The organism is Pyxidicoccus sp. M15, from assembly GCF_056858435.1.
Window position 1 is genome coordinate 9601987 of sequence record NZ_CM166495.1, and the last position, 17415, is coordinate 9619401.

The 17415-nt window shown below is 68.2% G+C and carries 12 protein-coding genes; 8 read left to right on the forward strand and 4 right to left on the reverse strand.

Going from position 1 to position 17415, the window contains the following annotated elements:
• Window positions 1–169: 169 nt before the first annotated feature.
• Window positions 170–655, forward strand: a complete 486-nt coding sequence (locus ACX9TP_RS35395) for a hypothetical protein (protein WP_482975064.1) — start codon at window positions 170–172, stop codon at window positions 653–655.
• Between the two features lie 106 nt (window positions 656–761).
• Here the strand turns inward: ACX9TP_RS35395 and ACX9TP_RS35400 are convergent, their stop codons facing one another.
• Window positions 762–3305, reverse strand: a complete 2544-nt coding sequence (locus ACX9TP_RS35400) for a hypothetical protein (RefSeq protein WP_482975065.1) — start codon at window positions 3303–3305, stop codon at window positions 762–764.
• 562 nt (window positions 3306–3867) lie between these two features.
• Between ACX9TP_RS35400 and ACX9TP_RS35405 the strand changes: the two genes are divergently transcribed.
• Entirely contained in the window at window positions 3868–4704 is an 837-nt protein-coding gene (locus tag ACX9TP_RS35405; RefSeq protein WP_482975066.1) for a ChaN family lipoprotein, read from the forward strand.
• Between the two features lie 65 nt (window positions 4705–4769).
• Here the strand turns inward: ACX9TP_RS35405 and ACX9TP_RS35410 are convergent, their stop codons facing one another.
• Both ACX9TP_RS35410 and ACX9TP_RS35415 read right to left on the reverse strand, forming a co-directional pair.
• Complete coding sequence (locus tag ACX9TP_RS35410) at window positions 4770–6095, reverse strand: hypothetical protein (protein ID WP_482975067.1); 1326 nt, start codon at window positions 6093–6095, stop codon at window positions 4770–4772.
• 159 nt (window positions 6096–6254) lie between these two features.
• Window positions 6255–7172, reverse strand: coding sequence for an RluA family pseudouridine synthase (locus ACX9TP_RS35415; RefSeq protein ID WP_482975068.1), 918 nt, complete (start codon window positions 7170–7172; stop codon window positions 6255–6257).
• A 499-nt stretch (window positions 7173–7671) separates the two neighbouring features.
• On the opposite strand from ACX9TP_RS35415, the gene tnpA reads away from it, so the two are divergent.
• The 6 genes from tnpA (at window position 7672) to ACX9TP_RS35445 (ending at window position 14821) form a co-directional block, all read left to right on the forward strand.
• Window positions 7672–8007 carry an IS66 family insertion sequence element accessory protein TnpA gene (tnpA, locus tag ACX9TP_RS35420; protein ID WP_482974511.1) on the forward strand — a complete coding sequence of 112 codons (336 nt, stop codon included), beginning with the start codon at window positions 7672–7674 and terminating at the stop codon, window positions 8005–8007.
• Complete coding sequence (gene tnpB, locus ACX9TP_RS35425; RefSeq protein WP_482974510.1) at window positions 8004–8345, forward strand: IS66 family insertion sequence element accessory protein TnpB; 342 nt, start codon at window positions 8004–8006, stop codon at window positions 8343–8345. Before tnpA ends, tnpB begins: the two co-directional genes overlap by 4 nt.
• Before the next feature lie 91 nt (window positions 8346–8436).
• Window positions 8437–10152, forward strand: coding sequence for an IS66 family transposase (gene tnpC, locus ACX9TP_RS35430; protein ID WP_482974509.1), 1716 nt, complete (start codon window positions 8437–8439; stop codon window positions 10150–10152).
• A gap of 131 nt (window positions 10153–10283) precedes the next feature.
• Complete coding sequence (locus ACX9TP_RS35435) at window positions 10284–10733, forward strand: restriction endonuclease (RefSeq protein WP_482975069.1); 450 nt, start codon at window positions 10284–10286, stop codon at window positions 10731–10733.
• 283 nt (window positions 10734–11016) lie between these two features.
• Window positions 11017–12678, forward strand: a complete 1662-nt coding sequence (locus tag ACX9TP_RS35440; protein WP_482975070.1) for an HNH endonuclease signature motif containing protein — start codon at window positions 11017–11019, stop codon at window positions 12676–12678.
• A 1696-nt stretch (window positions 12679–14374) separates the two neighbouring features.
• Window positions 14375–14821, forward strand: coding sequence for a phosphatase domain-containing protein (locus tag ACX9TP_RS35445; RefSeq protein ID WP_482975071.1), 447 nt, complete (start codon window positions 14375–14377; stop codon window positions 14819–14821).
• Between the two features lie 66 nt (window positions 14822–14887).
• On the opposite strand, the gene ACX9TP_RS35450 is transcribed toward ACX9TP_RS35445, so the two are convergent.
• On the reverse strand, window positions 14888–17353 hold the full coding sequence (locus tag ACX9TP_RS35450) for an ABC transporter permease (protein WP_482975072.1): 2466 nt from the start codon (window positions 17351–17353) through the stop codon (window positions 14888–14890).
• Between the last annotated feature and the right edge of the window lie 62 nt (window positions 17354–17415).

The window sequence follows — 17415 nt, forward strand, 5'->3', positions numbered from 1 at the left end:
GCAGCAAACCCGACACACCTTAGAAAGCAAGAATACAGGGATAGCTTGCCAGATTCGAAGGAAGGCATCGGTCAGGTGGCCGACACGGCCCCACCTTTCGTCCACCTGAACGCTCGGTTAGGGTGCGCCGCCTTTCCGTTTCGCAACATTCTTGAGGAGCTTGAAGACGATGCCGAGGACTTCCCAGGAGCAGACCCAGGAGCGCCACGCCTACCTGCTCGAACTCTTCCGCCAGCAGCCGGACATCAGCACCAAGGAGGCGCTGGAGTCCTTCAAGTCGAAGTTCGGTGCGGCCATCAACCTGAAGACCTTCAACCAGCTGCGCGAGCAGGCCGAGGAGGAGGCCGAGGCCGGCGCACCCGCGCCCGCCGCCGAGGAGCCGGAGAGCGCGCCGGAGGCCGCCGCCGAGGACGACGCCGCGGCCCGGCTCAAGGCCGTCGCCACCCCGGAGGCGCTCAACGGCGCTGCCGGTGCTCCGTCGAAGAAGCCCAAGGCGAAGGGCACCGGCTCGAAACACATCTTCGTGGACGCGCCCAAGGAGCACCTCACCTTCCTGGAGGGCATCGTGCAGCAGCTCCAGGAGGCCGGTGCCGCCAACGTGCGCATCGACCACTCCACGGACCGGTGGACGGTGCTGGTGGTGGACGCGAAGTAGCCCGCACGCCCGAAGGGCCCGCGTGCTCCGCCGTGAAGGCGAGAAGCCACGGGCCCTTCGGTGCTTCCGGCCCCACGTCGCGCGGTGGGGCCGGGGTTTCACGCCGTCAGCGCGCCGCGGCGGGCGCGGGTGTCCCCACCTCCATGGCGGACGCGCCCAACCCGCTGAGCACGCGCCCCTGGATGCGCAGGTTCATCACGTCCTCTTCGGTAACGAACTCCGTGTAGAAGACGGCCACGCGTCCGCCCAGGGCGGAGACGAGCACAGGCGCGGACTCGGGCTCGGGCTGGTGCGCGGCGATGACCCTGCCGCCCGCGTCCCTCACGGTGCCGTTGCTGCGCACGCGTGCGCCGTACACGTCGGAGCGGAACACCAGCGCCGGGAAGGACGGCACGTCGGTCTGCTGCTCCCACGCCAGCCAGAAGTCCGTCCCGTCGAACGTCGCGGTGACGTTGAGGCGGTTGCTGCCGCCGCCGGTGGCGACGACGCGGGGCATGGCCTCCAGGACGTCACCGTCGGCATCCACCCGGACGGCCAGCACCGCCGGCCCCGGGGCGCCGAAGCTGCCTTCCGGTTCGCTCGTCCAGGCCACCAGCGTGTTCGTGCCGTCCCACGCGAGCCCGGGCGGCGCGGTGTAGGCCGGCCCTTCCGCGAAGAGGCGCTCTGGCAGGTCCAGCACGTTGCCATCCGCGTCCACGCGCGCGCCGCGGATGCTGCGCTCCGTTTCGGCGGGTACGGAGATGAAATCGATGTGCACCCACGCGACGAGGTAGCGCAGGTCCCCGGTGGCCACCACGGAGGGCGTCCGCTGGGTGAAGGGGACGCTGGAGATGGGGATGCCGCCGGGGTCCAGCACCACGCCGCTGGAGCTCACCCGGGTGCCGACGATGTCGGAGACGTTGCCGAAGAAGGCGCCGCGCCGGTCCGTCCAGACGACGAAGAAGTCATCCGTGTTGGAGGCAATCGCGGGCTGGTACTGGTCATCCGGCAGGCTGGCGATGTCCAGGCTGGCGGCGTCCAGCACCACGCCCGAGCCGCTCACCCGGGCGCCTCGGATGTCGATGCCCGTGCCACCGCCGAACTCGTCGCCCTCCTCCCAGACCACCATCCAGACGTCGCCATCCCATGCCACCGCGGGCTCGCGCGCGTCCGGACCCGCGGGGAAGGAGAAGGGCACGTCGAGCACGCGGCCGTCGGGGCGCACACGGGCGCCCAGCAGCCGTGACACGCCGTCGCGCACCTCGCGCCAGACCGTCAGGTAGACGCCTCCGCCTTCCGCGGCAGCGGCCTGGTCCTGGGGAAACGCGGAGCGGGTGAAGAGCAGCGCGGGCGAGTCCTTCACCGTCTTGTCGTGCTGCACGCGGGTGCCCAGGATGTGGTGCGGCCCGTAGAGCGGCGTGCCCGACTCCGCGCCCGCGTAGGCGACGAAGAACTGGTGGTCTCCCACCGCCACCGCCGGCTGGAGCTCCTCCTCCTGGTCGCCGGAGGAGATGGTGAAGCCCGCGACGTCCCACACGACGCCGTCATCCCCCACGCGGGCGCCTCGCACCCGGTGGGGCCCCATCCGCGTGTCGTCCCAGACGACGAGCGACTTGCTTCCGCTGGGCGCCACGTGGGGCAGCGTCTGGTCACCGGGGCCGGTGGAGATGGGGAAGCCCTCGGGCCCGTAGAGGGTCAGCTCCCGTCGAAGGCGGGCACCTTGGATGTCCTCGGTGCCGGCACGGTCGTCCTGCCACACGAGGAGGAAGCGGTCTCCGGTCCACGTCAGGTCCGGGTTCCGCTGTGCACCGGGCAGGGTGATGATGGGCACGCCGCCGCCCGGGTCCAGCACGGTGCCGTCCTTCTTCACGCGGGCGCCGTAGAGGTCCTCCGCGTCCTCGCCTCCGCGCCTGTCGTGCCAGACGACGGCGAACTGCTTGCCGTCCCAGGCCACCGCGGGGCGGAAGGCGAAGCCAGGGAGCTCGGAGAGGATTTCGCCGTCCCTCACGTCGCCGTCGGACTCCACCCGGTCGAAGACGACGAGGTCCTCCTCGTCACCGGAGACGACATAGGCCACGAGACACAGGCCCTTCGTGCAGGAGATGCCCGGGGGGCCGAACACCTCGTCGGAGGAGGCGAGGATGAAGTGGCGCTTCACGTCGCCATCCGACTCCACGTGCGCGCCGAAGACGCCGCTGCCGCTCACCCAGACGACGACGAACTGCTTTCCGTCCCAGGCCACGCGGGGCTCGCCGCCCTCCAGGCCGGTGCCCAGGTTGAGGGGGATGCCCGCCGGGTCCAGGAGCTTTCCATTCTTCACCCGGGAGCCGAAGACTCCGCCGTCGCGGTCGTCCTCCCAGACGACGAAGTACTGCTTCCCGTCGAAGGCCACGCCCACGCCGGCATTGGCGGTGGGCTGTCTTCTCAGGGAGGGGCGGCTCACGTCGAAGGGGTTGGAGACGCCGGAGTTCTTTGCCGCGGCGTCTCGCAGGTCGTCCGGCTTCTCGTGCGGCGCCAGCGGGAGCACTGCTTCTTCCGATGGCCCGGGGACTGTCGCCTCTCGCGCATCGTCCCCGTCCTCTGGCGCGGGCCCGCACGCGAACAGCAGCGCTCCGAGCAACACGCCTCCCCACCGCGCGACCCGCGCGGCCCCTCCACCCGTCTGATACATGCGACTCCCCCTCTGGAACGACTGCGGCAAGGTCAGGCGAGCGGCGTCGGACGACAATCCACCCGCGAGGGTGGGTGCGGTTCCTCCCGTCGGCGATGGCCTCGACGTCCGTCCACCCGCGCTGCGCCCCGAGGACACCTGTCTCGGACACCGGGGCGTCCTGGGCCGACCACTCCCTGTCAAAAGGGATGGCACGCGGCGGCGGCGCTGTGGCGGAGTGGTGGGCGTGATGCGTACGTACTTCGTTGCCTCGGTGCTGCTCCTCGTCGTTGGCTGTGCTCGCTCCGGTGCCACGCGCCCTGATGACTCGGTGGGGACAGCGACTGCTGCCGCGGCGCCCGAGCAGACGGCTTCCGAGCCAGCAACATCCGCTTCCGCGGCTCCCACGCCGGGAACGTCTGCGGCGGCAGTTCCCGCGCCGGGAGAGTCCGCGTCGGCGGCGCCTCCCCAGGGGACCGGGACCGCCCGGCGTCCCGATGCGCTGTCCGGAGACGAAACGTTTCCCGGTGGGTGGACCTCGCCGCTCTACCGCGAGCACCCGCTCGCCGGGCGCATCTGGGATGTGAAAGGCAACCGCTTCGTGGACGAGGCGGAATTGCTACGCGCCCTCGGAAGCGCGCGCTTTGTGGTGCTGGGCGAGCGGCATGACCAACCGGACCACCACCGGCTCCAGGCGAAGCTGGTGCGGGCGCTGGCGAGCGGCGGGCGCAAGCCGGCACTGGCCTTCGAGATGCTGGACGTGGAGCAGCAGCCCACGGTGGATGCGTCGCTCGCCCGCGCACCGAAGGACGCGGATGCACTGGCGCTCGCTGTGGACTGGTCTCACAGCGGCTGGCCGGAGTGGACGCTCTACCGGCCGGTGTTCGCGGCGGGGCTGGAGACGGGACTGCCGGTGGTGGCCGCCAACCTCCCACGCACGCAGGTGCGGGACATCGTGAGGCGCGGACCGGAGGCCCTGCCCGCGACGCTGCGCGCACGGCTGGGGTTGGACAGGCCACTGCCCGAGGACGTCGCCCGGAACATGCGCGAAGAGCAGGACCAGGCGCACTGTGGACACCTTCCCGCCGAGATGCTCGGGCCCATGGTGCAGGCACAGCGCACCCGGGACGCACACCTCGCGGACCGGCTGCTGTCGGCGGACACCGGCGAAGGAGGCATCCTCATCACCGGCAACGGGCACGCGCGGACGGACCGGGGCGTGCCCGCGCACCTGGCGCGCCGCGCGCCTGGGAAGAAGACGGTCTCCGTGGGGCTCCTGGAGGTCTCTCCCGAGGCTCCCGAGCCGAAGGACATGGCAGCCTCGTTCTCCGCGAGCGCCCTGCCCTTCGACTACGTGTGGTTCACCCCGGCGACGCCTCAGGAAGACCCGTGCGCCCCGCTGCGGCAGCGCCAGCGCTGAGGCGAATACGGGCGGCACCGCAGACATGCTCTTCGGTCAGCAACAGCGGCCATCTACCTCTTGACCTACGCATTGCCCGCGCCGGGGAAGCGGCCCCAGGCGCGCAGCACGCGCTCCACGGCGGCCTGCTGGGAGAGGCCCACGGAGACCACCAGCGAGCGCCCGTCACGGGTGACGTGGAGCTTGTCCCATTCCCACCTCACGTCCCGGGGAGACGCCTTCGTTGCTGGCCAATTCACCCCGTCCAGGGCATCCGCGAGGCGTGCCACGCGGGCGCCGAACTCCGCCTCCGGCAGCGCGCTCAGATGCTCCAGCACCTGGTCCAGCGTCACGGACGGGTCCGCGCGCTGCCCCGAGAGAACCTGGAGCGCCGCGGCACCGCTGCGACCAGGAATGAAGGAAACCCCCTCCGGACGCAGGATGGCCTGGCCGCTCTCCCACGATTCACCCGTGCCTTGCAGAGACCCCGGGAGGATGAAGGACGGCCCCGGGCTCGCGGCCCGCGCGGCCCCGGGCAGCGGGAGCTGACGGTGCAGCTCGAGGAGCACCGCCAGACGGGTCGCATCGCGCAGGTCGTGCATGTGGACCCGGACCTCCCCGTCCACGCGGACGCTGCCCGTGGCCAGCTCCAGGTGGACGCCTCCCGGGAGAATGCTGCTCAGGGGCATTGCTTCAGCCGCGCCGAGCACGGGCTTCCACACCAGCCGCTCACGCGTCAGCCAGAAGCGCCCGAGCCTCGGCAGGACGCGGAGCGCTCCCCAGAGGATGGGGAGGACCAGGAATGCCGCAATCCCCAGCAACGCCCATTCCCCCATCAGGCGCCCGAGCGGGAACATCAAGACGAGATACAGGACGTAGCTCAGGAGGAAGAGGGGGAGCTTCCACGGCTGCGAGTCCCGGGAGAGGACCCGCCCGTTCTGCCAGCCCTTCAGGACGACCACCTCACCGGGCGCCGGGGTGCGTGACACCTTGCGCCGCGCCAGGGCATCCAGGCGCGCGAGGCCGGCCTCCAGGGAGGGGGGCTCGGGCACGGGCGCGAGGGCCTTCAGTCGCCGCCGCACCAGGGCTTCGAGCCGGGTCCTGCACGCCTCCAGTTCGCGGAGGGTCCTCAACACCGGCGTGTCCTCCGGCCAGTCTTCCGCCCGCGCGCGCCGCTTCGCGCGCTCCAGCGCCTCAGCCACCTCCGACTCGTGCTTGCGCCACTCGGGCACCAGCTCCGGACTCGCGCGCAGGCGGCGCATCCACCGGCGGCTGCGCAGCACCGCCTCCAGCGCGGCATGGCGCGTACGGGCGGCGTCGAGCACCTCCGCCCCACCCTCCAGGCGGCGGCGGACGTCCTCGGACGAGTGCTCTTCCCGTGCCGCGATGCGGGTCCGGCTGCGCTCGGTCATTGCGTGAAGCGCACTCTAAGGGTGGCACGGGCGCGGGGAAAATCGCGCCAGGGAGAGGAGAAGAGCCTCTTCGTCCGGAGCCGCTCACGCGTCCACGCGCACCGCACGCGGCGGCATCAGCACTGCAGCGTCCAAGCAGCTGCGCTGCGGCCTCCGCGTTCAGCCGCGCAACACCGCCAACGCTCGCTCGAAGTCCTCGGGCAGAGGGGCCTCCACGCGCACCATCCGTCCCGAAGAGGGGCTCGGTATCTCCAGACGGAATGCGTGCAGCGCCTGCCGCCCCAGGGCCAGCGCGGCAGGATGGGTGCGCACCTCCTCGGTGCCGTAGAGCGAGTCCCCGAGCACCGGGAAGCCGGCCTCCGAGAGCTGCACGCGAATCTGGTGCGTGCGGCCCGTGTCCAGGTCCACCTCCAGCAGTGCGGCGCCGGGGAATCTCTCCCGCACCTCGAACGAGAGCGCGGCGCGGCGCGCGGATGGCACGCGGGTGGTGAAGCGGCGCGGGTCCTTCGGGTCTCTCGAGTACGGCCCCTCCAGCCGGCCCTGCTCGGGCGGATTCCCCAGGACGAGCGTCCGGTAGCGCTTGTCCACCTGCTTCTCCTGGAACGCGCGCAGCATCGCAGCGGCGGCATCATCCGTGCGCGCGAAGGCCAGACACCCGCTCGTCTCGCGGTCCAGCCGGTGCACCACGCCGGGCTGCGCCAGTCCCTCCACGTCGAACGGAGGCCGCTGCGCGGCGAGCAATCCCACCACCGAGGCCATGCGCCCCTCCGGCTCCACGACGAGCCCGGACGGCTTGTCCACGATGACAATGGCCGCATCGTCATGGAGCACCGGCAGCAGGGGCCCGGCGGCGGAGACAGTGGGCGCGGCCCTGGGCTCCGGCCGCTCGATTTCGATTTCCTCTCCGCCCCACAGCTTGCGCGTGGGCTGGCACTTCTTGCCCCGGATGCGCACCGCCCCCGAGTCGATAAGCGCGCGGGCCCGCTCCGGCGTGAAGCCCGGAACGTGCTTCGAGAGGAAGCGGTCGAGGCGCTCACCCGCGGCCTCCCGAGGGACCTGGACCTTCTGCTGCGCCATGCCCCACCCGTCCCCCAACGCGGGCGGCGAGTCAACGTCCGCGCGCGGACCCCATCCCCGGACGTCCACCGAGGTACGGTGCGAGTCCCCATGAAGTACCCGCTCGTCTTCTCCACCGCCGCGGTGCTGCTGACCTTCCTGGCCGTCCAGCTCGGAGCAAGGGCGGGCCGTGAGGACCCAAATGGGTTGCAGTAGAACCGGTGCTCTCCAAGTTCCCCAGAAGGTCTGCGGCAACACCTATCCCTCTTCGCTTCCGGATATGCCCCAAGAAAAAGCCCCCGAAGCAAACTCCACCCCTCCATCTGACGCATCACAAGGCGTAACCACGCCCTCTGCGATGCCGCCCCTTCCGCAGCTCAATCCCAAGGTCTCTTGGGAGGAATACGAGAGACAAGTCCAGGACGTCCTGACGTCTGCAGGTGGAAGGGTGAACTTGCAAGGTATCCGCTGCATAAGCCCCGTCTGGCAGAGCTGAGCCGGCGCGAGCAGGGTGGCGCGCATGGCAAAGGCGGAGCTGTGGAGGAAGCGAGTTGCGGACTGGCGCGCCAGCGGGTTGAGCGCGGCGGAGTACTGCAAGGGACAGGAGTTCACGACGGGCCCGCTGTACCGATGGTCCAGTCGTCTGGCGGAGACATCGCGCGGTGAGGCGAGCGCCGTGCTGCCCATGGTGCGGCTGGTCACGGCCCCGGCTGCCGTCGAGACCGCGCCGCGGACCGCCCAGGTCATCATCGAAGTGCAAGGCGCACGTGTCCTGGTTCCGCCTGGCGCGGACGTCGCGACGGTGGGGGTGGTGCTGGAGGCGCTCGGTGTGGCGGGCCGGAGCGAGGGGCGATGATTCCGCACGGCGTCGAAATCTTCGTCGGCCTGGAGCCGATTGACCTGCGTTGGGGCTTCGAGCGGCTGGCGGGGCTGGTGGAGGAGCGCCTGGGCCGCCAGACGCGCAGCGGCGCGCTCTTCGTCTTCTTCGGCAAGCGACGCACCGCGCTCAAGGTGCTCTTCTACGACGGCACGGGGTTATGCCTGTTCTACAAGCGCCTGGACTCCGGCTGCTTCCAGGTGCCGCAAGGACTTGAAGAGGGCGCCCAAAGCCTCGCGGTGGAGGAGCATGTGCTGGAGGAGTTGCTGGACGGGCTGCGCGTCGAGGCGCCGCGCCGAGGCCCTCGCCCGCATTGAGGAGCCCAGGGGCCCGCGGCGGATGCGGTGGCCCCTACCCGGTAGGAGGGTGTCGACAGCGCCGATGCGAGGGGTTACAAGGCCGCCGCCGATGCACGAGTCCCCGTCCGACACCCAGGCGCGCATTGCCGAATTGGAGGCGGCCCTGCTGGCGGAGCGGGCAGCCCTGGCCGCCGAGAGGCAGCGCACGGCGCAGTTGGAGCAGGAGCGAGACGTGCTGAAAGCCTCCCACGAGAGGCTGCGGCTGGAGTTGGAGCTGCACAAGCAACGTCTCTTCGTGGCCAAGGCCGAGCGGGTGGACGCGCGGCAGTTGGAACTGGAGTTCGCCCAGAAGCTGCGCGCCTTGGAGCAGGTGGCCGGCACGCTGGGCATGGCCTCGGGGGAGGCGTCAGGCGACGCAGGGGCGAAGACGAAGAAGCGCAAGCCAAAGGGCCGGAGGGATTTGAAAAGCCTGCCGCTGCAAGAGAAGCGGGTAGAGATTGCCGACCCTGTCTTCGACGCGCTGGTGGCCCAGGGCAAGGCGGAGCGAATCGGCTTCGAGGAGAGCTGCAAGCTGGCGTGGCAGCGGGGCGGCATGCGCCGGCTCGTCATCGCCCGGGTGAAGTACCGCACCGTCGACGGCGACGGTGAGGCCTTCCTGGCGTCGGCGATGGCGCCCCCGGAGCTCTTCTTCCGCTGCCTGGCCGCGCCGTCGCTCTTGGCCCACCTGGTGATTGGGAAGTACTGCGAGGGGCTGCCTCTGTTCCGCCTGGAGCAGCGCTTCGCGCGTGACGGGGTGCCGGTGGACCGGGGGACAATGGCCCGGTGGATGGAGGACGTGGGGGCGACGGTGGGCACCAGCGTGGTGGCCGCCATGCGCGACGAGGCGCTCGCCACCGCCTTCTGCATGGCCACGGATGCCACGGGCGTGGCGGTGCTGCCGGTGCCCGTCGAAGGCCAGCGCCAGGCGTGCCGACGGGGCCACTACTTCGTGCAGGTGGCCGACAAGGACGCCGTCTTCTTCGAGTACACGCCGCGCGAGACGAGCGCCGCGGTGCAGGAGCTCTTCAAGGGCTTCAGCGGGTACGTGCAGGCCGACGCGAAGAGCGTCTACGACGCCCTCTTCCGCCCCGTCGAAGACGCGCCGCCGGACGGAGAGACCGAGGTGAGACACGAGGTGGCGTGCTGGGCGCACTGCCGCAGAGGTTTCTGGGAGGCGACGGTGGCCAAAAGCGTCGTGGCTCGCGAGGGCCTGGCGCGCATCGGCCGCATCTTCGAGCTGGAAGCGACGTGGCGGGACAAGCCCGCGGAGGAGATTCACCGGCTGCGGCTGGCGCACCTGCGCCCGCACGTGGACGCCTTCTTCAGCTGGGCCGAGGCGGAGCACGAGAAGGTGCGGGACGAGCGCGGGCTGTTGCGCAAGGCGCTCGGCTACGCCGTGCGCCACCACGAGGCCCTGCGACGCTTCCTCGAGGACGGACGGCTGCTGCTGGAGAACAACCGCTCCGAGAGAGAACTGCGGAGGATTGCCGTCGGGAGAAAGGCGTGGCTGTTTGTCGGCAGCGATGACCATGCCCAGAGCGCTGGCCACCTCTTCACTCTCATCGCCACCGCGCGGCTGCACCGCCTTGACCCCGAGGCCTACCTGAGGGACCTCTTGCGCGTGCTGGCCCACTGGCCCCGCGAGCGCTACTTGGAACTGGCTCCCAAGTACTGGGCCGCCACGCGAGCCCGCCTCATGGCCGCCGAGCTCGACGCCGAGGTGGGCGAGCTCACGGTGCCTGAGCCGCTCGCGACCCCGTCCGAAGAGCAGTCGTCGCCGCGCTGAGAGAGTCCTGTTCACCCTGTCAGGATGATGCGGCCGCCCGGCTCACGGAAGACGGGGCTCGTGCAGCGGATACCTTGCAAGTAACTGGTAAGCGCACCCTCAAAGCAAGGGATGGGGAAGATGAATATGAGGTGGACGCTTCTGCCGAGTTAGAGGTGTTCGGTGGCGCGCAGATCAAAATCATCATCGAGTGCAAGTGCCACACGAAGCCTATTAACCGGGATTTGGTACTGACACTCCATGCAAAGGCACAAGATCTAGGCGCCCACAAGGCCATGCTCTTCTCAACTTCCGGCTTTCAAAAGGGAGCCGTGACGTATGCAAAGAGGCATGGTGTCGCGTTGGTACAACTGGCCGACGGCCGGGTGACGTACTTTACTAGGAGCGCAACCGCGCCCGAGAGAGTACCCGACTTCGTTCCGAAGCTCGTGTGCCTCATGCGCTATGCGCTCGGTTCATGGGCCGTAGTTGGCTCCAGCAATCCCAAGGAGTTCCGCGAGTGGGTGTTGGCTCCAACTCCCGTGCCAAGTGACGAAGAACCAGCCGATGATCTTACCCGCGATTTCACACCAGGCCTTTGAGCAGCAAGGGCTCAGTGTAGAGAGTGCGGCTGGGCCTGCTAGCAGACCCTAATACCTCTACGCTCTCAGGGACGGCCCTGGGAGGCCCCAGGAGCAACGGAAGGCATGCTGGCTACTCCCCTAGTGGAACGGGTGGATTGTGGCCCTGCGGGGCGCCTAGGCCCTGGCGGGGCTGCCTGGATGCGGGCAGGGCCATAGGCTTTAAGAGCCCGTCTCAGTAGGCCTCATTCCCAACACCCTCTAAGCCTAGACCGTCTGGACATGGATACGAAGCTGGACCTAAATGCAGCGCGTGACATCGTCCGCTCCTACATCTCAAGATCTTCTGAATGAGTACGAGGCTGCTGCACTTGTGGGGCTGTCCCCAGCGTTGCTGCGTTGGCTGACAAAGCATGCTCCGAAGCACGGCTCACAAAGGAAGTTGCAGATCTCCAAGGAGGAAAACGGGCTGCTCTTCTTCGACCGTGCTCAGCTAATAGAATTCGACAATTGGCTGAAGGTCCCTTGGCCAGTCCCGCCGAAGGCTTCGCGCCCCCATATTCCGACCAAGATACGAGAAGAGATCAAGGTCGAGGCGGGCGGTGATTGTGCGATGTGCCACGCGCACGCGGACTCATGTGAAGCAGCGCACCTCGACCCCGTTCACACATCCAAGAACAATCATCCTGAGAATTTACTATGGCTCTGCTCAAACCATCATACTAAATACGACAAGGAGTTATATGGCCCCACAGAGGAAAACAAAGAATTTGTGGTGCACTTCAAAAGCTCTCTTGCCTCCTACAAAAAGCAGCTTTGGCGAATGCAAGGTGATGCTAGTGGAGCATTGTACTCACTATTAACGCAGTGTGCCGCCCTTGAGAAGCAACTCAAGAGCGCGACGACAACTGAGCAGGCTCAAGCGGTAGAGCAGCTTGCCAAAGACACCGTGAAGCTGATCCCGCAGTTGGCCCCTGTTTCGAAGAAGGACTCGAACTACAGCGCGTTTGTCGCGATAAAGCCCCAGCTAGACAAACTGGCTGAGAAGGCGAACTCCGGAGCCGATCTCGCCGCCACCTTCCAATTGGCTCAGGAAGTGCGGACTGAGTTCGTCGCTGCAGCAGGCTACGTCCCTTGTCCACTTTGCAAGGGGCAGGGATACCATCACGGCAACGATTGCCCTGTTTGCGACGGGGATCGCGAAGTCGGGGAGCACTACGCCAAGCACGTTGACCTTGGGCAATATGAGAACGTCACATGCCCGCTATGCGAAGGCGAGAAGCACTTCAATGGCGAGGATTGCCCCGTCTGCGCTGGCGCGGGGGAGTTGGAGCGTCGCTTCGCTGAGGAAGTCAATGTCAGCGACTACTCTGAAGTAGGATGCCCGCTCTGCAAAGGCAGTGGCCGGTACGACGGAGACAACTGCCCGGAGTGCGGTGGCGAGGGGCAGGTGCAGCGCCGCCATGCTGAGCAAGTAGAACTCCGTCAATACGACACCGTCGATTGCCCGCTCTGCAAAGGCAGTGGCCGGTACGACGGAGACAACTGCCCGGAGTGCGGTGGCGAGGGGCAGATGCAGCGCCGCCATGCTGAGCGAGTAGAACTCCGTCAATACGACACCGTCGATTGCCCGCTCTGCAAAGGCAGTGGCCGGTACGACGGAGACAACTGCCCGGAGTGCGGCGGAGAAGGGCAGATGCAGCGTCGCCATGCTGAGCGAGTAGAACTCCGTCAATACGACACTATTGATTGCCCACTCTGCAAAGGCAGTGGCCAGTATGACGGAGACGACTGCCCGGAATGTGGTGCCGAAGGCCAACTACCGCGCCAGCGAGCCGACCAAGTAGACCTCTGGCAGTACAAGCACGTTCTCTGCCCTGTCTGTCGCGGCGACAAGAGTCAGCACTGCGAGACCTGCGATGGCAAGGGAACTGTGCCGCGTTGGCGCGCGGAGCAAATAGAATAGCGGCGCACGTGTACCTGCGCTTGGATGGGCTAAGGCCCTTCACTACTCCAGTGGGCACTACACGGGCCTTAGAGCCAGTTTCGGTGGGGCTTCCTGCTTGCTCCTTGCCCGAGGAGCAGTCTGCCAAGAATGAGGCCTACCGCGACGGGCGCTAAGTCAGCGTGAGGGGGGCTCTATCCGCCGAGTGATACCAGACTCAATCTCCGCGCGGACTGCCGCATGTACAAGACCTTCAAACTCGGCCAATCTGGACGCGCTGTAGGGAGGCACGATTGCGAGCACGCCCCCCGTCAGACGTTCTCGCTCTCCATCATCGTGCAGAAGGATTGCGTCCCAGACCACCACATGGCTATCGCCTAACCTGCATACTGCCTCGTACGGGTACTTCTTCTTGGAGTCTGGGTGTTCGTACTCGCCCATGAACTTCTGTTCCAATGTGCTTCCTTTGGCAATCACGAGAGATGTAGGTAGTGATCTAGACTGTGACGGCCGATCCACAGGCATAGCAGTGGATGGGGCCGAGCCAGTCATCAGTGACCTTGAGGAGTGCTGTTGGGTGGCAAGAGGGCGTCACCAAGCGCGAAGCCTCAGCGTGAGCGGGCGGGGCCGGTGTGCGCATCCGGGCAGGACTACTTCCCTTCTTGTAGGTCAGGGCTCCCCTGCTGCGACGCGCCAGTTCGGTCATCCGCTTGTCGAACCCCTTCAGCATGTCATCAAACATCGCACCGCAGCGTTCTTGGCTAGCTGCTTCTGGAACTGAAGCTGCTCCTGCGTCCACCATGAGGAACTAGAAGACTCCTGTGCACAGTACGGGCAGGTATAGGTTTTCTGGGCTGGCGTCCCTTCGTTATGTGCCCTGAACTGGCGGAGACAGGCCGAGTTTGGACACTCGCGGCTGAGGAATCCCTCCGAGTCTAGCATTGGCTCGATGGGAATGGGGACCTTGACGGTAGGCATGAGGTAGGAACTCCGGGTTGAGACTGCCGGTCATGAGTGACCGTTATCGAGCCTACCCAGGGGATCTGACATGCGGGCTGCAGCCATATAACCACCTGCGTGTTCCCGCCTTGGAGACAACTCAAGTTGTTCTGTATGCCGGAGCCATACATGTGCGACCTCATTCTCGGCTACGACGTACTCCGCATCGGCCGTGAGGAATTGCACCCGTGCTGCGTCGGAACCATCAAGGGCTTGTTGGGCGCACCGTAGCGCCGCCTCGGTGCATGAGCCGTACCGCTAGGTCTCTCTGATGAACATCACCTCTAGGAACCTGCCCAGAGTTTTTGTGAAGATTTTCTCGGGGCCTATCGTGACTCTCGCGGACTACAGTCTCCCCCGTGCCCCCAGGGTTCGCCCCCTAATGTTCAAGGTCCCAGTCTGGGGTGGAATTTGAGAAGACAGCAGGAACTGCCCTAGATGCAGAACAGGGGGCTTTCACTCTCCACAGAGCAGAAACAACTCAGGGTCCTTTGCGGACCCTTTCTTTTTGGTATTTGGGCCTCCACGGCCTGTCTTTGAGGGCCGTGGTGGCTCCTGCTCTGGCCGGCCGCGAGCTTCGGAGCGATGGCGCTCGCCTACGCGGGGGCGGGTCCACGAATCTTCGGGGAAGCAGCCGGATGGACGGATGCGGCCCGGAGCGCTCCTTTTACTCCTGCCCTACCTGCTCCTGACGCGGGCCACTTGGCACCTCGCGCGGATGCTCTCCCGCAAGCCTGCCTACGCGGAAGTGGTGCCGGGCCTCCTCGTCGGACGCCAGCTGCTGGCGGGTGAACTGCCTCCCGGCACCGGCACCGTGCTGGACCTGACCTCGGAGTTCATCGAGCCACATGGAATCCGCACGGCCTGCCGCTACGTGTCCCTACCCGTGCTGGACGCCTCGACGCTTCCGTTGGCGCGCGTGGCCCTGGTCCTCCGCGAACTGGCCACCCTGCCCGCGCCGCTCTACGTCGTCCATTGTGCGCAGGGCCACGGCCGCACGGGCATGATGGCCGCCGCGCTCCTCATCGCCCGGGGACAGGCTCCGGATGCGCGCACGGCGCTCGCCCGCATCCAGCGCGTGCGCCCCGGCGTGCGTCTGTCACCGGCACAGGAGCGCGCGATCAAGGAACTGGCCGGTGCACTCCAGCACGGCACGTCTTCCTGATTCCCGCGAAGAAGCGCGCTCCAGGGACTGGCCCACGCACTCCATCAAGACACGCATCACCCCGCGCTACTCACTCCGCATGGCCACCAGCGGGTCCACCCGCGTGGCCCGCCGCGCCGGCAGCCACGTGGCCACCAGCGTCACCGCCATCACCACCAGCGCCAGTCCGCCGAAGGTGAGCGGGTCCGTGGCGCTCACGCCGTGGAGCTGGCTCGCCATGCCTCGCGTGGCCGCCCACGCCCCCGCCAGTCCCAGCCCCACGCCCGCCAGCGCCAACCGCATGCCGCTGCCCACCACCAGCCGCAGCACGTCCACGGGCCGCGCGCCCAGGGCCATGCGGATGCCAATCTCGTGCGTGCGCTGCCGGGCCATGTACGCGATGACGCCGGACAGGCCCACGCCCGCCAGCAGCAGCGCCAGCGCGGCGAACAGCGTCACCAGCGTGGAGAGGAAGCGCGGGCGCGCCATCGCCGAGGCGACGACCTCGTCCATCGTCCGCACCTGGGAGATGGCCAGGTTCGAGTCCAGCGCGGCCACGGCCTCGCGCACCCCGGCCACCAGCCGTGATGGGTCTCCTTCCGCGCGGACGGTGAACTGGATGAAGTGGAACGGGTCCTGGAGGGCCGCGACGTAGACCTCCGGCCGGGGCTCCTCGAGGGCGCCGCCCTGCCGCACGTCTCCCACCACGCCGACGACGGTGCGCCACGGGGCATCCGGCTCGGAGCCCAGACGGATGCGCTGGCCCAGCGGCTCCTGGCCCGGCCAGTACTGGCGCACAGCGGACTCGTTGAGCAGGACCACCTGCTGCGTGTCCGCGCGGTCCGAAGAGGAGACGTCACGTCCCCGCTTCAGCGGAATGCCCAGCGTGCGGAAGTAGCCGGGCGTCACCACCTGGAAGCCCACGGAGCGCTCGTCGCCGGCCTCGGGGCGCGGCTGCCCTTCGATGTCCATGAGCCGCCAGATGTTGGCGCCGTTGGAGGGCAGGTCCGACACCGCGCCCGCGCTCTTCACGCCGGGCAGCGCCTCCACGCGCTCCTGGAGCCGCATGAAGAAGGCCGCCTTCCGGGCGTCGTCCGGGTACTCCGCGGCGGGCAGCGACACATTCCACGTGAGCACTCCGTCGTGGCGGAAGCCCAGCTCCACCGCCTGCATGCTCCAGAGGCTGCGCAAGAGCAGCCCGGCGCTGATGAGCAGCACCACGGCCAGCGCCACCTCGCCCACCACCAGCGCGCCGCGCGAGCGCTGGCCCGCGCCGGAGAAACGTCCCCCTCCGCCCTGCCGGAGCACGCCATTCAAGTCCGGCCTCGAGGCCTGCAGCGCCGGGACGAGCCCGAACAGCACGCCCGTGGCCAGCGACGTCAGCAGCGTGAAGGCCAGCACCCGCCCATCCAGGCCCACAGCGCCCAGCCGGGTCAGCTCCGGAGGCACGAGCGCGAGCAGCGCGTCCATGCCCCACAGCGCCATCAGCAACCCGAGCGCCCCCGCCACCAGCGCCAGCAGCACGCTCTCCGTGAGGAGCTGCCGCACCAGCTGGCCCCGGCGGGCCCCCAGCGCCAGCCGCACCGTCAGCTCCTGCCGCCGCGCGGACGCCCGCGCGAGGAAGAGGTTGGCGACGTTGGCGCACGCAATCACCAGCACCAGCCCCACCGCCGCCAGCAGCACCCACAGCGCCGAGCGCACGTTGCCGACAAGCTGCTCCCGCAGAGGCACCAGCCCGATGCCCGACTTCGCGTTCGTCTCCGGGTACTCCCGGGCGAGCCGCGCGGCGAGGGTGTCCAGCTCCCGCCCTGCGCCCTCCAGCGTGACACCGGCCTTCAGCCGCCCCACCACCCGCAGGTAGTTGCCGTCGCGCCACGCGCTCGTGTCCTGCGTGGTGTCCGGGCCCAGCTGCGGGATGTCCCGGTGGACGGCGGGCACGAAGAGCTGCGGGGCGTTCGCGGCGGAGGCGTGCGTGGGGACGATGGTCGGCCACTCGAAGTGCTCCGGCATGACGCCCACGACTTCGTAGCTCGTGTCGTTGAGGCGCAGCATGCGGCCGAGCACGCGAGGGTCTCCGCCGAAGCGCCGCTTCCACAGGCCGTGGCCGAGCACCACCGTGTTCGGCGCACCCGCGCCTTCCGCGGACGGCAGGAACGTCGTCCCGAGCGCCGCCGGGGTGCCAAGCACCTGGAAGAAGTTGGCGGACACGCTGGCGCCGCGGACGACCTCGGGCGTGCCGTCACCCGCCAGGTTGAAGGGCACGTGGGAAAAGGCGGCCAGCCCGTCGAAGGATGCGGCCTGCGCGCGCCAGTCGAGGAAGTTCGCGGGCGACACCGTCTGCCGGGCCCGGTCCGGACTCAGCCCCCACACCATCACCAGCCGGTCCGGCGCCGCGTAGGGCAGCGGCGAGAAGAGCACCGCGTCCGCGACGCTGAAGATGGCCGTGTTGGCGGCGATGCCCAGCGCGAGCGTGAGCACGGCCACTGCGGTGAAGCCGGGGTGCTTGGCGAGCATCCGCGCCGCGTGGCGAAGCTCCTGGAGGAAATCGCGCATGGATGCTCAAGGTAGCAATCACCGAGCCACCGCATTCCAACGCCAACCCCTCGGGAACAGAC

Bases quoted from the DNA above. Each gene is read 5' to 3' on its own strand.
- ACX9TP_RS35395 (WP_482975064.1), top strand. From the start codon at position 170: ATGCCGAGGACTTCCCAGGAGCAGACCCAGGAGCGCCACGCCTACCTG.
- ACX9TP_RS35400 (WP_482975065.1), bottom strand. From the start codon at position 3,305: ATGTATCAGACGGGTGGAGGGGCCGCGCGGGTCGCGCGGTGGGGAGGC.
- ACX9TP_RS35410 (WP_482975067.1), bottom strand. From the start codon at position 6,095: ATGACCGAGCGCAGCCGGACCCGCATCGCGGCACGGGAAGAGCACTCG.
- ACX9TP_RS35415 (WP_482975068.1), bottom strand. From the start codon at position 7,172: ATGGCGCAGCAGAAGGTCCAGGTCCCTCGGGAGGCCGCGGGTGAGCGC.
- tnpA (WP_482974511.1), top strand. From the start codon at position 7,672: ATGGCAAAGGCGGAGCTGTGGAGGAAGCGAGTTGCGGACTGGCGCGCC.
- tnpB (WP_482974510.1), top strand. From the start codon at position 8,004: ATGATTCCGCACGGCGTCGAAATCTTCGTCGGCCTGGAGCCGATTGAC.
- tnpC (WP_482974509.1), top strand. From the start codon at position 8,437: ATGCACGAGTCCCCGTCCGACACCCAGGCGCGCATTGCCGAATTGGAG.
- ACX9TP_RS35440 (WP_482975070.1), top strand. From the start codon at position 11,017: ATGCAGCGCGTGACATCGTCCGCTCCTACATCTCAAGATCTTCTGAAT.
- ACX9TP_RS35445 (WP_482975071.1), top strand. From the start codon at position 14,375: ATGCTCTCCCGCAAGCCTGCCTACGCGGAAGTGGTGCCGGGCCTCCTC.
- ACX9TP_RS35450 (WP_482975072.1), bottom strand. From the start codon at position 17,353: ATGCGCGATTTCCTCCAGGAGCTTCGCCACGCGGCGCGGATGCTCGCC.